General features: G+C 43.0%; 13 protein-coding genes. 7 read left to right on the top strand and 6 right to left on the bottom strand.

From position 1 onward, the window contains the following. Positions 1-272: 272 nt before the first annotated feature. Both rlmH and BLV50_RS18895 read left to right on the top strand, forming a co-directional pair. Positions 273-752 carry a 23S rRNA (pseudouridine(1915)-N(3))-methyltransferase RlmH gene (gene rlmH, locus BLV50_RS18900; protein ID WP_072733920.1) on the top strand — a complete coding sequence of 160 codons (480 nt, stop codon included), beginning with the start codon at positions 273-275 and terminating at the stop codon, positions 750-752. 417 nt (positions 753-1,169) lie between these two features. Next, complete coding sequence (locus BLV50_RS18895) at positions 1,170-1,643, top strand: Ig-like domain-containing protein (RefSeq protein WP_090809388.1); 474 nt, start codon at positions 1,170-1,172, stop codon at positions 1,641-1,643. Positions 1,644-1,984: 341 nt separating this feature from the next. Here the strand turns inward: BLV50_RS18895 and BLV50_RS18890 are convergent, their stop codons facing one another. The 5 genes from BLV50_RS18890 to BLV50_RS18870 form a co-directional block, all read right to left on the bottom strand. Beyond that, on the bottom strand, positions 1,985-2,437 hold the full coding sequence (locus BLV50_RS18890) for an esterase (RefSeq protein WP_079697008.1): 453 nt from the start codon (positions 2,435-2,437) through the stop codon (positions 1,985-1,987). A gap of 258 nt (positions 2,438-2,695) precedes the next feature. Continuing rightward, positions 2,696-3,505 (bottom strand): AAC(3) family N-acetyltransferase, encoded by an 810-nt coding sequence (locus BLV50_RS18885; protein WP_090809386.1) that lies wholly within the window; start codon positions 3,503-3,505, stop codon positions 2,696-2,698. Between the two features lie 213 nt (positions 3,506-3,718). After that, on the bottom strand, positions 3,719-5,056 hold the full coding sequence (locus BLV50_RS18880) for an MFS transporter (RefSeq protein ID WP_090809384.1): 1,338 nt from the start codon (positions 5,054-5,056) through the stop codon (positions 3,719-3,721). A gap of 29 nt (positions 5,057-5,085) precedes the next feature. Continuing rightward, on the bottom strand, positions 5,086-5,802 hold the full coding sequence (gene deoD, locus BLV50_RS18875) for a purine-nucleoside phosphorylase (protein WP_063565775.1): 717 nt from the start codon (positions 5,800-5,802) through the stop codon (positions 5,086-5,088). A 209-nt stretch (positions 5,803-6,011) separates the two neighbouring features. Continuing rightward, entirely contained in the window at positions 6,012-6,755 is a 744-nt protein-coding gene (locus tag BLV50_RS18870) for a GntR family transcriptional regulator (protein ID WP_090809382.1), read from the bottom strand. Positions 6,756-7,012: 257 nt separating this feature from the next. Here BLV50_RS18870 and BLV50_RS18865 point away from each other — a divergent pair, with 257 nt between their 5' ends. Continuing rightward, positions 7,013-9,136, top strand: coding sequence for a 5'-nucleotidase C-terminal domain-containing protein (locus BLV50_RS18865; RefSeq protein ID WP_090809380.1), 2,124 nt, complete (start codon positions 7,013-7,015; stop codon positions 9,134-9,136). A gap of 195 nt (positions 9,137-9,331) precedes the next feature. After that, positions 9,332-9,670: a hypothetical protein gene (locus BLV50_RS18860; RefSeq protein WP_063565778.1), complete on the top strand. Its 339-nt coding sequence runs from the start codon at positions 9,332-9,334 to the stop codon at positions 9,668-9,670. Between the two features lie 91 nt (positions 9,671-9,761). Here the strand turns inward: BLV50_RS18860 and BLV50_RS18855 are convergent, their stop codons facing one another. Further along, positions 9,762-10,484, bottom strand: a complete 723-nt coding sequence (locus BLV50_RS18855) for a YheC/YheD family protein (protein ID WP_090809378.1) — start codon at positions 10,482-10,484, stop codon at positions 9,762-9,764. Between the two features lie 226 nt (positions 10,485-10,710). Here BLV50_RS18855 and BLV50_RS18850 point away from each other — a divergent pair, with 226 nt between their 5' ends. The 3 genes from BLV50_RS18850 (at position 10,711) to BLV50_RS18840 (ending at position 14,865) form a co-directional block, all read left to right on the top strand. Continuing rightward, positions 10,711-11,244, top strand: a complete 534-nt coding sequence (locus BLV50_RS18850) for a YceI family protein (RefSeq protein ID WP_072733914.1) — start codon at positions 10,711-10,713, stop codon at positions 11,242-11,244. A 232-nt stretch (positions 11,245-11,476) separates the two neighbouring features. After that, on the top strand, positions 11,477-12,574 hold the full coding sequence (locus BLV50_RS18845; protein ID WP_090809376.1) for a bifunctional glycosyltransferase family 2/GtrA family protein: 1,098 nt from the start codon (positions 11,477-11,479) through the stop codon (positions 12,572-12,574). Continuing rightward, the gene (locus tag BLV50_RS18840; protein WP_177031217.1) at positions 12,574-14,865 is read left to right on the top strand and encodes a glycosyltransferase family 2 protein; all 2,292 of its coding nucleotides are present in this window, start codon (positions 12,574-12,576) and stop codon (positions 14,863-14,865) included. Before BLV50_RS18845 ends, BLV50_RS18840 begins: the two co-directional genes overlap by 1 nt. Positions 14,866-15,009 lie beyond the last annotated feature (144 nt).

Below are 15,009 nucleotides of genomic sequence, written 5' to 3'. Positions count from 1 at the left end.
GGTGCGTCTGTCATGGATGCACTCGCTCGCCTGCCATCCGGTATGAACATCACAGGCAAGAAGCAAAGAGAGCGTGTCGGAGCGCTCTTTTTGTGTTTTTGGCGTGTTTTGCCTGAAATAGCGTGTCTCAGATTCTTTAGATTTTAAAGGAGCCGAAATGGGGCTAGATAAGGTGTGTGGAGTTCGTTAGCTTTTAATATTGATACAAACGATGTATTGAAGCATCTTACTTATAGATTATTTCGCAGGACGATTAGGAGGAATGGATCTTCATGTTGATTCAGATTATTGGTGTAGGCAAACTGAAGGAAAAATATTTGACGCTGGGCATTCAGGAATATGCCAAGCGGCTCGCCCCGTACATCAAGTTTCAGATGATCGAGGTCGCAGACGAAAAGGCGCCCGACACCCTGAGCGAAGCTGAGGTGCGGGCGGTGAAGGAGCGCGAGGGTGAACGCATCCTCGCGCATGTGAAGAGCGAGGCGCATGTGGTTGCGCTCGCATTGGACGGCCAGCTCTGGAGTTCCGAGGAGCTGGCAACAGAGATCGACAAGCTCGGCACCTATGGGACGAGCCATGTCGTGTTTGTCATCGGAGGAAGCCATGGGCTCTCCGATGAGGTGCTGCGCCGCGCGAAGCAGCGCTTGAGCTTCGGGCGCATGACCCTGCCGCATCAGCTCATGCGGCTGGTGCTGGTGGAGCAGATTTATCGCGCAGTGAAGATTAACCGGAATGAACCGTACCACAAGTAGGACGAAAAATTCTAAGCAACCACTCGTTCCCAATACTCATTTTTCAGCTTATTATATTTCACTGTGCCAGTCATAAAGGAACATATTATTTGATGACCCCCGAGAAAAGAAATAAATCGAAGAAAAACCATGTTTGGCTTGTTAGCCAAAACACGGTTTTTTTCATTGTTCCACGGAACGCTAATCGGCCGTCACAGCAAAATTCGTCTGAGTTTGGAGATTTGGAAGCCAGACTTATTCACATACCTACTATATTTTTGTACATATATCCGGCTATCGTAAGTATTTTTATTAATCATAATTATTATAAAAATGTTTTATTTTGTTATTATATGTAGTATAATGATTTTTTATTACTATTCTATTTTCCGAAAATAATTCGGTATAGTTTAGAAAAAAAATTAAGAGGTACAATTTATGAAACATAAAAAGGAATTATTTGTATTACTTTTAGGAGCAGCATTAATTATAGGTGCAAGTAGTGTTTTTGCGAGCGATCCTTCCACTCCTGTTACTGTTTCTAGTGAAACAATTACTTCTAATGGTAGTTATATTGATGAATTTCAAAAAATTCAACCAAGAAAAAACAATTTAGTTATTAGTGATTCTGGAGTTTCAATGAGCAATGGTACATATCTAAATCTCTGGAACCAACCAGCAGCATGGAGTTATTATAGATTCTCTGTTAAAAACACTACAGCGACATCAGTAACTGTTACTATTCAAGAGCATGGTAACAGTAAAAGTCATACTTTAGCTGCTAATTCAAGTAACACATGGAATGCAGCAGGTGTTCCTGCTGGTGATCATACAATATCTGTAACAACATCTGATGGAAGAAAATTTACAGGGGATGTTGCTGTAAGAATATCCGATGCTTTTCCTTTTTAAAGTAAAATAAAAATCAGTATATAAGACAGACCTCTAAAACAGTGTTTTAGAGGTATTTTTTTACTGTGGAATTACTTCAAAAGCATTAATGATGACACAAATGCTGAAATGTTACTGCATTCATACTTCAAAATGCTAAAGAGTGAGATGAAATCTGGTGACAATCAAAATAATAAGAAATAAAGAAGCCACTCCATTTTTCTGGAGTGGCTTTGTACTCAGCTATTATACGGTGAACGGTATAATAGCGATCGTGATAAAGCAAAGGGTCGGGTTAAAGTTACAGTATTAAATCAGCCCGATGGAGACTGTGAAAGTCTACATTGTAGCCTGCACGGCGGCTATCTTCTACCTAGTGTCTCCCAAATTCCATGGAGCCAGGAATCGAACTCAGCATCTTTGTCGCCCTCGTAAGTATCATAAATATCCACACGTGTCTTTTGCAGTTTTTCCTTAAATTCCTCAAATGTGTGACCTTCAGGAAGGCTTTTTTTAATCCGTAGCAAAATTTTGTTAAGACCTTTAAACAGATCGCCTTTGTTTTTAGCAGGCATTTGTACATCTTCATCCAACTGCTTGAGCTTGAGATATGCGGCTTCGCGCACTTGAAACACTTGATCATTTTTCAAAACATAATGTAGCAACTGTATGGTAGGGACTGTATCCCAGTTTCCCAATTCGTTCACCGCATTCAGTCTGTCTCTCCAGCTTGCCGACCGATTAGCCGCTCGTTTGAGCTCTTCAAAGTTTTCCGGTAGTTCGTTAACTGATCCAATATCATGGTTGTTCGTCAAAGTTCAATCTCCTTAATCATCGCCTTCTCGGCAGAATGATGAATGTTAATCAGGTAAACACCATTATAGCACGAACCTGGCTAAACTACTTCATTAAAGCCGAGGTCGGGTAGACGGGGGAAGCCCCCAGTCTCTCACCGAACAAAACTGAAAGGCTCCCTTGCAGCAAAGTTTATGATATTCATCCGGATATGCCGATTATTGCCTTCGAGTTTGTTCATCATGATACCGCGCCCTCCACGACAGTCTTTTTCTCTGCTATAGATGCACCCTAGTGCGCTCCATCCATGCTGTTGCCCAGTCGATCAACGGTCTTTGTTCCAAGAACCGGACATCAGCGTCTCCAACTTTATGAATCTTCACGTTTTTTTCGGTATCGTAGTGCTGCCCTAATTGAATAAAATCTTCGTCGTTTACGGCTTGGGTCTTGTAAGTGACCCATTCGCGCTTGCCGTTAATCATCATGGCGCTACTTTCCTCGGAGTACTTCTTGCCAGGGAAATTTGCCCTTGTTTCCGCCAAATGCAGCGACGTGTTTTTTTCGTAGCCGACGCCAACCAAAAGCACATGGCCGTTTAACTGGTACAGCTTATCCAACGGGGAGCCATCTCCAAAAATGTTGCTTAAATCATGATTTTCCGTTATATATGACGCATGATTGCCCACCGCTGCTATGGAACGCGCAGGATGGTGTGACCTATGGGCTCCCGGCCACTTGCGAAACATCTCGGCTACGACACCCATACCGATTGCGGGGGTAACCTCCTTATCATAAGCGGGCCAGTGTTCTCTAATGGTAGGCCACCACTCTACGGGCTCCTCCCAATGCACACCTGTGGAAGGGTCGAGATTTTTCCACGTTTGGGATGGCATGATCAGAGTTCCTTTTTCTCCAATGATTTCAAGAAGGGATCGAATGAACGTCTCTGCTCCGCCTATAACAAAACCGAGCTTGCTTAACGAAGTATGAACCATGATGGTTTGTCCCTCCATGAGTCCGCAGCTTTTGAACTTGTGAATGAGGTCTTCTTTGGTTAGGATCGCTCTTGTTTCCTTCATGATCATCATTGGAATCTCCACCTTGTCATTTTAATAAAAAACAAAAAACAACCCGGCTACAAGTAGCGGGGTTGTCTCTAGCAATGCTAGCGAAGCAGTGCCCTAATATTTCATTATATTGTACCAATCCTGTATCTATGCGGCAATAAAATTTACTTTGTTTCAGGAAGGCTGAGAGTGTTTATGGTGATTTTGAGCGTTTTAATCTATGGATACCTTTAATTACTTCGACTCAGTGAGTCGGCCCACAAGCAATCCGTACATCATTAGTGCGAACAAGGTAATGATTGAAAGGATCCATAACACCGTTCCAAAAGATACTACATCCATAAGAGATGCGGTATAGGTGATGCCTATGGAAGCGGATACATTTAACACCAAGTTGTAGAATCCAATGGCTGTTCCTGACTTTTCTGCAGGGATAGAGCGTACACAGGACTCAAGCAAAGGCGCGTACATGAATGCGAATGACCCCGAGAACAGCAGCATGGAGAGAACATATACAGGAATCGAGCCTCCAATAAGGCCGGGTAAAGCCAAGCTGAATACGATTATGCCCATAGCAATGGAAACGGCTTGCTTATTGGTCAATACTTTTGCTATTTTTCCAGACAGCGAACCGACTATTATCGCCGTTACATAGCCTGGTATCAGCAGCAGTGAGATCGTATCGAGCTGAAGATCATACAACTTTTGAAGCAGGAATGGGAAAATAAAGATATAGCCCAGTTGAACGGAATAAATCACAAAGGCTATGGCAAGTACGGATGCAAACCGTTTATTTTGAAAAAAGGAAATCCCAATGAACGCCTTCTTACTCTTACTGATATAGCCAAGAAAAAGTGCTGCAGTGGCTACGAAACTCATAATAAAGATCCAGTTGAAATCCGTTAAATACATCAACACAGAAGTAGTAATGGCCGATATGAGAATCAGACCGATGAGATCAACATGGCTCTTCCGAGATCGTTCCTTCGGCAAATATTTAAGAATGAAGGGAATTAGGAGTAAGGACAGCAGCGGAATTAAGAATAATGTTGACCAACTTAAATAGGTGGACACGTACCCCCCGGTAATGGAACCGATAACAAGAGAAAGTGAATAGCTGCTTGTGCTGAGACCCAGGAACTTCTTCTGTTCATCTTTGGGCAGGTGTTTCATTACATAGATAACATATAAAGTTTCAGCTGCGGCCAGACCTGCAGTCTGGATCATACGAGCAATAACAATGATTAGATAAGAGTCTTGAAAAATATACCCAATAATCGAACCTATGCAGATTAATATAATCCCTGCAACCAACAGCTTTCTGATACTGATGGAGTCGGCCAAAGAGGCATAGATGACGGCGCCAATCCCAATCACAAGTCCCGCTAATGAAGCTTGCAAGCTAACCATAGTTGCCGAGATTCCCAGATCATCGCCTATTGCTACTGAAACCAACTTGAATGAGTTATCGATGATTAAGGCAAAGACGAAAAAGAGCAGAATGACAGGGACTGCCCTTTTCGCTTGAAAGGGCGGGGTATTTTGCGGTGTATGTTCAGTTATTGTAGCCATTCGCCACATTCCTTTCCGGAATCAGATGATCAAGCAAGTTCCAGTGCAATTTCCATCATTTTAGTAAAAGCGGTCTGTCTCTCTTCCGAGGTCGTGGATTCATGTCTGAAAATATGATCGCTGATCGTCAAAATACACAGGGCGTTAACGCCCGCATGTGCTGCGTTCATATACAGGCCAGCAGATTCCATCTCGGCGCATAGAATTCCCATCTCGCTCCATCTCTTCAGCGCCGTTGGGTCCGCATTATAGAAGATGTCACTGGAGAGCACATTGCCTACATGAACCTTCTGCCCCTGCGCATCGGCTATTTTCTTGGCTTTTTCCAAAAGTTCGAATGATGCCGTAATCGAATAGTGACCCGGAAGGTTGTACTGGTGTCCATAATTGGAATCGGTTGCAGAACCCATCGCGAAAACAATGTCATACAGGTTCAAATGATCTTGAATCGCCCCTGCGGAACCAATACGAATGAGATTCTTCACACCGAATACATGAATCAGCTCCCATGAGTACAGACTCATGCTTGGTGTTCCCATTCCAGTACCCATCACTGATATTTTTCTATCCTTGAAAGTTCCCGTATAGCCCAGCATACCGCGAACATTATTGAACTGGACGACATTTTCCAAATAGTTCTCTGCAATAAACTTTGCTCTTAAGGGATCGCCTGGCAATAGAATCGTCTCTGCGATTTCTACTCCTCCAGGTTGAATATGCGGCGTTTCTTTAGGGGATGTGCTCATTTCAAATCTCCTCTTCTTTATAAATTGGTATAGTTGTATAAAAAGTTGTCTAATTGGTATGAGAATAAAGTACCACACATCGCATTCTCTATCAACTAATTTTTTATGGAATAAATTCCCGCATTCTTTCCTGGTAGTCGATCTTGTATGCAAAAGGGCAGTGACCTCTCCTATATGGAGAAGTCACTGCCCTGCAATGATAATAAGTCCTATGGTTTCGAAGCATTAATTACAATCTGGCTAAATTCTTTAGGAATATAATATTTATTGTATACAATAGGGTACTGTTCATTTACATATATACTTTCCAGCAGCAAATCGCACCCCTCGCCGGCATCCAGTTTATATTTTTGAGATGAGGCATTCATCACGGTGGAATGTCTGACCTCTACCGTTGCAGAGTTAGCCAGCTCATATACCTTGTTCTCAAGCATGTCCAGCAATTGTTCTTCATTCTGGAGATCCAGGTTCAATTCTGTTACGGCCTCAATGGCCATAAAGGTAAATCCGTAAGCCACCGCTTGTCCTTTACTCATATACCAACGTTCAATGGCTACTACAGCTGTGGCTTTTCTTTTCAGAACCTCTTTCGTGTAGTCACTCTCAAGGTCCAGTCTGAACTGGATGTCGACATGATCAATGTCCTCTGTATGGCACTTATAAATAGGATTTCCGATTTTCTCCAGCCCAACATTCCTCTGCACCATTCGAGTTCGGGTAACAAAGTTCCCTTTACCATGAATACTCGTCACCAGACCGTCATCTTGCAATAGAGCTAATGCTTGTCTCAACGTCATTCTGCTTACGTCGAACATTTTGGCAAGTTCAGGTTCAGCAGGCAATTGACTATTGGAGGGGAACACACCACTCATGATCTTTTTGAATAGTTCATCGTATACGGTAAGGTATAGCGGTTTTTTTTCTTTGGGTAGATGTCCCGGCTTTATTTCCATCGGTTCACACACCTATTCTCTTAATTCATCAGTTAGAGCATATTATAGCACACCTGTAATCGTTGAGTTTGGGCGAATCTTATGTCCGAAATTTTGTTTAATCCGGTTCTTACGAAGTAGTGACATATAAAAGTAGGTTCCTTCTCTATCAATCTTTAAAATTTTTTACATCCATTTGATATATTCTACGACTTTTATGAATTGAACTATGGTAAAATATTTCAGGATCTATAATTGGAGAGGGGTTTTGTTAATTCATGTATTGGAAAAAAGTTCTGGGCCAAAGCACAATTCGTGTGGCAACTGCTGCACTACTACTCACCCAACTATTGGGCGCAGCAGGTTCTGTCTCTGCCGCAGGCAAAGATGTAGAAGTACACTTGATTGGTATCAATGACTTCCACGGTCAGTTAGATACCACATCGATCGTTAGTGATAAAAAGGCAGGAACGGCTCCAATTCTAGCAACCTACTTAAAAGAAGCTCAAGCAAAATATGAGCATTCCCTACTCTTCCATAATGGAGACTCTGTGGGTGCATCTGCTCCAGTCTCATCTCTCGATCGTGACGAGCCTACCATGGAATGGATGAATATGATGGGCTTTGATGTAGCTTCTCTAGGCAATCATGAATTCGACCAAGGTGTCGCTGCTTTGAAGGCACAAATCTTTGGTGGCCTTGATCCAAAAGAAGGAAAAGTAACTCATGCTGGTGCAAAATTTGATTACGTCAATGCAAACGTCATTGAAACTGCCACTGGCAAAACATTGATTAAGCCGTATGTTATTAAAGAAGTAGGCGGAGTCAAAATCGGATTCATCGGATTAGTGACGAAATCCACACCTGCCAAAGTATCCCCATCTGGGACAGCTGGCGTTCGTTTCTTAAGCGCAGAAGAAGAAGTTGAAGCCGTTAATAAATATGCAAAAGAATTGCAAGATAAAGGTGTAGAAACGATCATCGTATTGGCGCATGATCCAGCAACAACCAAAGAAGGCGTAACCACTGGAGAAGCAGCTGATTTAGCAAAAGCTTTGCCAGCTGATTCCCCTGTTGACGTTATCGTTGCAGGTGACAATCATGCCTTGGCTAACGGTGAAGTGAATGGAAAATTGATCGTTCAAGCGTATTCTTATGGTACGGCATTTGAAGATATTAAATTGATGATTGACCCTGCAACTGGGGATGTAACTGAGAAATCAGCTACAGTTACATCGACTTTCCAAGAGGGTGTAAAAGAAGACCCTGAATCTTTAGCTATTATTAAAAAATCATTAGACAAGCATCCTGAGCTGACTAAGCCAGTAGGTACAACGGATGGTTCTGTTACCCGTACAGATGCTTATAATAACGAAGCCGCTCTGGGCAACCTCATTGCAGATTCAATGCGTGAAGCAGACTTTGGGGATAAGGCAAGTGCTACTGACTTTGCATTTATGAATCCAGGTGGTATTCGTGCGGATCTGCCAAAAGGCGATGTGACCTTTGCTGATCTTGCTAAAATCCAACCTTTTGGTAATACTCTAGTGAAACTGGAGTTGACTGGCGAACAAATTAAAACGTTGTTGCAGCAACAATGGGGTACCAACGCTGATGGTACACCAAACACCAAAACTCTACAGATCTCTGGTCTGAAATATACTGCAGATTTCAATAAACCAGTGGCGGAACGTGTTACTGGTCTCACTCTTGAAGATGGCACACCTATTGATCCTGCAAAAACATATACGGCTGTAGTTAACAACTTTATGGCTGCAGGTGGAGATAACTATAAAGTGCTGGTAGATGCTAAATCATCCTTGGCTGGTCCTATCGATCTGGATGTATTCTACCAGTACATTGTAGATACGTATAAAGGCGCTGACATTGTGGCTAAAACGGAAGGACGTATCACGAATCTAGCTGCATCTAAAGAAGAAACAGAAACACCTGCAACAACAGAATTTATTTCCCGTGCTGAATTTGTTAGTGCTCTAGTAGACCTGTTGAAACTGAACGAAGTAGCTGCAGCACCTGCATTCAAGGATGTTGCTGCTAACGCTTCATATGCAGATGCAATCGCTGAAGCGACTCATGCTGGATTCATTCAAGGCTACGGTGGTAACTTCAATCCTGATCGTGATATCACTCGTGAAGAAGCAGCTACCATTCTTGCTAAATTGGTGAAAGATCAAGCTTCTGACAAAAATGCGGCTACGATTATTGCAGGTTTTGAAGATGGCAAAACCGTTTCTACCTATGCGGTGAAACCTATGGCAAAACTGATTGACAAAGGTATTCTTAGTGCAGCAGAGAAAAATCTGCTTCAACCTAAACAAGGTCTTTCTACTAACGATGCAAAAGCTTTAATTCAAAAAGCTGTTGCAGCAAAAGCTTCATAATTTAAAAAGAATCTATCATTCTCGAACCACCTGTGTAACAACACAGGTGGTTCTTTTTTTGTTTTGAGGAACATCAATATAAGGCTCCCCAGGCCACTGGACAAACGCACTTTTTGTTCCTTGTCCACATTTATACCTTACCAAAACAATTGAAATGCATTTAATAAAACTATCAATAATAAGGAGGTTTTGATAATGGGAAATAGAAGACCAGGAGGACCAAGAGGTGGTTATGACCCCGTTCAGATCTATAACTCTACTTCGTTTAATGCGTCTGGAAAAGTTGAATATGCATCCATCTTTTGTAGTGACGACAATTATAGTGTTTTGCGTGACGAGACTTGGAGAGCTTCCAGCCGTGGAGTCTGCTTGGTAACTAGAATCACCGCAACGGTTAGAACGCCAAGTGGAAATATTGAAGCCGAGCCGTATACTTCTTCCGGCACTTCTTACAGCCAGTTTGCCATTATACAGGTAGGAGTAAATAAATTCCAAGTGACACGTGTTACAAGTGCCACGAGACGCCTCAAGTAATAACTGAAGCGATCATGATCATCATAAGCATCAAAATTTAACCTAAAGAGACGACTGGCCGTAGAAAAAGGCTGGTCGTCTCTTTTTTGCTTTAATGTTTCTTGTACCATAATATTTTGCGATGCATTGAGGAATCTTTCAAAAGCCGGAAAGGCCGTAGATCGGGTTTATAATTACCTTCAATGATCCAAATTCGATGTTTCCTGTCGATACCTATATCGAACCCGACTTGTCTAAGCGTAGGGTAACGCTCTCCCAGTCGTTTGGCAGCTGATAGTGCAATGTGTTCCGCTTTGACAAGCAAGCTCGGATCTTCGATTCGAGCTAATTTGAGAGCCTCCAGCACTGGAATGGTGCGGCTAGTCACATTCGTGACTAGATATCCCTGCGCCGCAACTTTAGCGTAGTAGCCGGTAACGTTCCAATTGGCTGAAGAGCCTTTTTTGCGCTGAACAATGATTCGAATGTCGAACGGCTTGTGCCCAATTTGGGCAAGATACAGACGTTTTTGGACAATGTATCCATGACTTTTGTTTCTTTTGTGCAGCCATTGAAGTACCTTGTCGGTGTCTCTCATGATGACCACATTATTTTCATTTTGAATACGATAGGATTTCCCACCGTTACGTTTGATAAAAATGATATCCCTTCCATAACTTCCGTTACGAGGTTTCAGTACGATGCTTTGATATTGAAGCAGCATCTTCGTTAAAGTGTCCTTTTTAAGTAACTGTGTTTCTGGTAACCGTCCGGCGAGAGAGGATGCATTGCGGAGAATGCGATACTGCAGCCATTTATCTCTTTTGATTAACATTGGAATCACAGCCTTTTTCCAGACTTCTACGGTAATTCTAATTCAAATTAGGGATCAGCATAAGCGGCCATTCGTCTATATTTATGAGAAAATGCTAGAACGTTAAAAGGCTACTGACATCACGTTGTCAGTAGCCTTTTTGTATATTAAGAGCATGCGAATAGCGCAGTGCTTTGGAGATAGGGCGACCTTTCGCATCATATGATTATAGAGGTGGAATTTATTTATGAGCAATGTCAAATGGGAAGTGGATCCGGACCACAGCTCTGTTGAGTTTTCGGTGACGCATTTAATGATTAATAAAATCAAAGGTGTATTCGAGCAGTTCGAAGCGGTTTTAAGTTTTGACCCCAACGATGTAACAACTATGGGTATTCAGGCTTCCATCGACACAAATAGTATCACAACTCGCCAGCGGCAACGAGATGAACACCTGAGGAGCGATGAATTCTTTCATACTGCCAAGTATCCAGCGATTACGTTTCAAAGTACCAACTGCGTTCTTACTGGCGAACGGCAATATGAACTTGCAGGCAATTTAACGCTGCATGGCATAACAAAACCTATCACTTTTCATACCGTTTTTGAAGGGTTTAATAAAGACCCTCGAGGCCGGGAACGTGTGGGATTTCATTCGACTGCCAGTATCGATCGTAATGAATTTGGCTTGAGCTTCAACTCTCCTCTGGAAACGGGTGGAATTGTCGTCGGAAATGAAGTAAGCATCGAGCTTTATATCGAAGCAATTCGAATAGAATAGCATTGTTACATGATATCTGAACATGCACTCGCCATAATTATGGCGAGTTTTTCGTTGTGTATACCACAGTCCTATTTCTAGTATTTTTTGCCTATACATTAATACGAATGTGTATACAACTTTTTTACCAAAATATATACAAGTTGTTCGTTTACTGTATACTCTTTCGATGTTATACTCTCAGTATTCAAAAAGAATTTGTGAAAATATGTCGAATTGAGGCTTAACTAGGATGATTATAGATAAAAGTGAAGACGGCAAAACGATCATCCTTATTCCATCGCTTGAGCCAGATGAGAGACTTCTAGCCTATGTACGGCAATTGCGAGAATATGGCTTGACCCATATTGTCATTGTAGACGACGGATCTGGTGAGGCGTATCAGTCGATTTTCGAAGAGCTGAGTGAGGACGGGTGTGTCTTGCTTCGGCATGCGGAAAATCTAGGAAAGGGTGCTGCACTTAAAACCGGATTTAAGTATATCGGACAGCAGTTCGATGCATCTTCGTTCGTCGTCACTGCGGATTCAGATGGGCAGCATGCAGCAGAGGATGTATACAGACTTGCGAAAGAAGCCAGGCAGCATCCTGATGCATTGGTTCTCGGGGTAAGGAACTTCAGCGAGGGAGGCATACCGCCGAAATCTTTGCTGGGCAATCGGATGACGTCCTTTATTTTTGCTATGCTTTACGGTAAAAAGCTGTCAGATACCCAGACCGGACTTCGAGCTTTTGGCCCCGGACTACTTGCTTTCATGCAAGATGTTCGCGGTATCCGGTTTGAATATGAGCTGCAGATGCTCATCTCGTGTATTCAGTCCGGTATCCCGATTCATACCATGCCGATTCAAGTCATCTATGAGAATGGAAATGCAGGGACACATTTTAAAGCGATTCAGGACAGCGCTCGGGTGATGGGTGTGCTGTTCTCCAACTTCCTGCGGTTTATTTCCTCTTCCGTTGCGAGTTCTGTCGTTGATTTGGGAATTGCATGGTTTTTGATCGACTTTTTGCGGCCTATATTGGGTCAGCAGGATTATCTAAGAATTCTGCTCGCAACCGTGATTGCGAGAATTATTTCTATTGTCGTCAACTATGTACTGAATAGGCACTTTGTATTCCGTAAAGAGGATAGTCAGGGCAGTCTATGGCGCTATTTGACGTTGTGCGGATTCGTGATTGTGCTTTCCAGTACGGGGGTATATTTGTTCCATACGGTTTTCTTCGTGGATGAGAAAATCGCGAAATTTGTCTGTGATGCCTTGCTGTTCCTGCTCAGTTTTCAATTGCAGCGAAGATGGGTATTTGCAGCAAGGAGGAAGCAGCTGTAGTGCAAAACGAAAAAAGGCAACATATTTTCTTTGTCATCACCATGATCTTGATGTCGATTTATTTGCTATGGCGGATGTTCTTTACACTGCCATGGGGCGAAGGCGTTCTGAACGTCATCTTCGGCATGCTCTTAATTGTGGCTGAGACGGTAACCGTACTGACCACCTTTGAATTGTTTTTTCAAAAGATGCAAAAGGAACGTACGCAGCTCGACTTTCCCATCGTCCCTCCCGATTTTTATCCTCATGTGGATGTGTTCATTGCCACCCATAACGAGCCGGTTGATCTTTTGTATAAAACCGTCAATGCTTGTACGTTCATGGATTACCCTGACAAGCAGAAGGTTCACATCTATCTGTGTGACGATGGAGCACGACCTGAGGTGGAGGAGCTTGCGAAGCAGTTTGGCGTAGGATATCTGGGTTTTCCCGGCAACAAGCATGCCAAATCAGGTAACCTGAATAATGCCCTGAGCAAAAGCTCTTCTCCACTCATTGCAACCTTTGATGCAGATATGATCCCGCAACATACCTTTTTGATGAAAACAGTCCCGTATTTCCTGCTCTCCACGTTTATAGAAGAGAACGGGAGATGGCGGCTTCGCCGTGAGGATGAAATAGATAAAAAGTTCAAGCTGGGGTTGGTACAGACCCCTCAAAGCTTCTATAATCCGGATCTGTTCCAGTTTAACTTGTATGCAGAGCAAGGAATTCCGAATGAACAGGATTTCTTCTCCAGAGAAGTGAACATCCTGCGTAATGCCTCTAATGCAGTAGCCTATACCGGAAGTAATACGATTATTTCTCGGCAAGGCATGGAAGACATCGGCGGTTTCCCGCTGAATACAATCACCGAGGACTTTGAGACAAGCATCCGCTTACAGCAGGAAGGCTATATTACCTATGCGACTCAAGAGGTTCAAGCTGCCGGGCAGACAACAACAACAGTCCCGAGCATGATCAAGCAGCGAATTCGCTGGGCAAGGGGGATTATTCAGAGCCTGCAGAATACGCGTGCTCCTATATCCGAGAAGCTTCCTTTCTGGACGAGGGTAACCTATTTAAGCAGTTTCTTATACTGGTGGTCCTTCTTTAACCGGTTGATTTTCATTTTGGCACCTATTTTGTTTGCACTATTCGATTTCAAGATTGTAAACACAACCTTCTGGCAAATCTTAATATTCTGGCTTCCTTCCTATTTCTTCTACAGTGTATCGATGCGTTATCTGTCGAGCAATATTCGGAATCAGCGTTGGAGTCAGGTTATTGATACGATATTTATGCCTTATCTGATATGGCCGGTTCTCCTTGAAACGCTGGGCATTCGCGAGAAAAAATTCAAGGTTACGAATAAAAGCAGAGCGAACGGTCGGAAATGGATGTCTGCTCTGTTATATGCACTTCCGCATATCTTCCTGCTTTTGCTTTCGATTGCGGCTGTGATTCGGTATGTTAACGGTAAATATGGTATCGCACTGTTCTTCAGCAGTATCATTATTTTCTGGCTCATTCATAATATGATTGCGCTGTGTTATGCCCTGTTCTTCATGATCGGCCGTCGTGCATATCGGGAGACAGAGCGGATTCGGGCGCAGGAGGATGTCATGATCCACGATCAGGACACGAATGTGCGCTATGAGGCCAAGACAGTAGATGTATCTGAACAAGGTATTGCCTTTTATGTCCCCTATCCCATTTATCTACCTGAACAGAAGACGATCTCTCTGGTTGTAAAATCCGAGCGGTATGAGGCCAATCTTAAGGCGGTCATCGTTTATGTGAAACAGGATGGAGAAGGCTGGCGTTATTCCGCTACGGTTCAGCCGATGGATGAGACGGATAACCGTCAATACATGCAAATCATCTACGATCGTAAACACTCATTGCCAGAGAAGATGAATCTGTGGGATACGGCTTACGACGATATGCTTCGCAATGTAAAAAAACGTATTGTTCAACCTAGATCGGATCAACGAAAAATGCCGAGGCTTTCCCTTCAGCTTCCAGTTCATTTCACCAATCATGCTGGATGTACGCTGCGCAGCTTTAATTATCGTTTCTTTTCCGCTACGGGTCTTCATGGTGATATTACGGCAGGAGAGGTCGTTACTTTTTATACGAAGAGTAATATTGAAGTCATCTTGCTGCACACAGGGAAAACAACAGCCAATCGTCGCGAAGTACTTCTCTCGGTGGAGAATATTGATGATATCGTGGAGCGCGGTTTGATTGATCAATTGCTGAGTGATTTGACCCATCCACATGCCGATCGTTTCACCAGAGAGGGTTAGGAGAGATAGATATGCTGTATTTGCTTCAATTTGTGATGGGAGTTTTATTGATATTCTCCTTTATGGGTTACATGCAGTTTGTTCGAAAGGCACTATCTATACGTTGGGAGTTCATCCCTGTATTTGTTTTTTCCTCCATAGCAT

Origin of the sequence: Paenibacillus sp. 276b, assembly GCF_900107875.1 — a bacterium.
Taxonomy (GTDB): domain Bacteria; phylum Bacillota; class Bacilli; order Paenibacillales; family Paenibacillaceae; genus Paenibacillus; species Paenibacillus marchantiae.
This window is presented reverse-complemented; position numbering and strand designations above follow the sequence as displayed.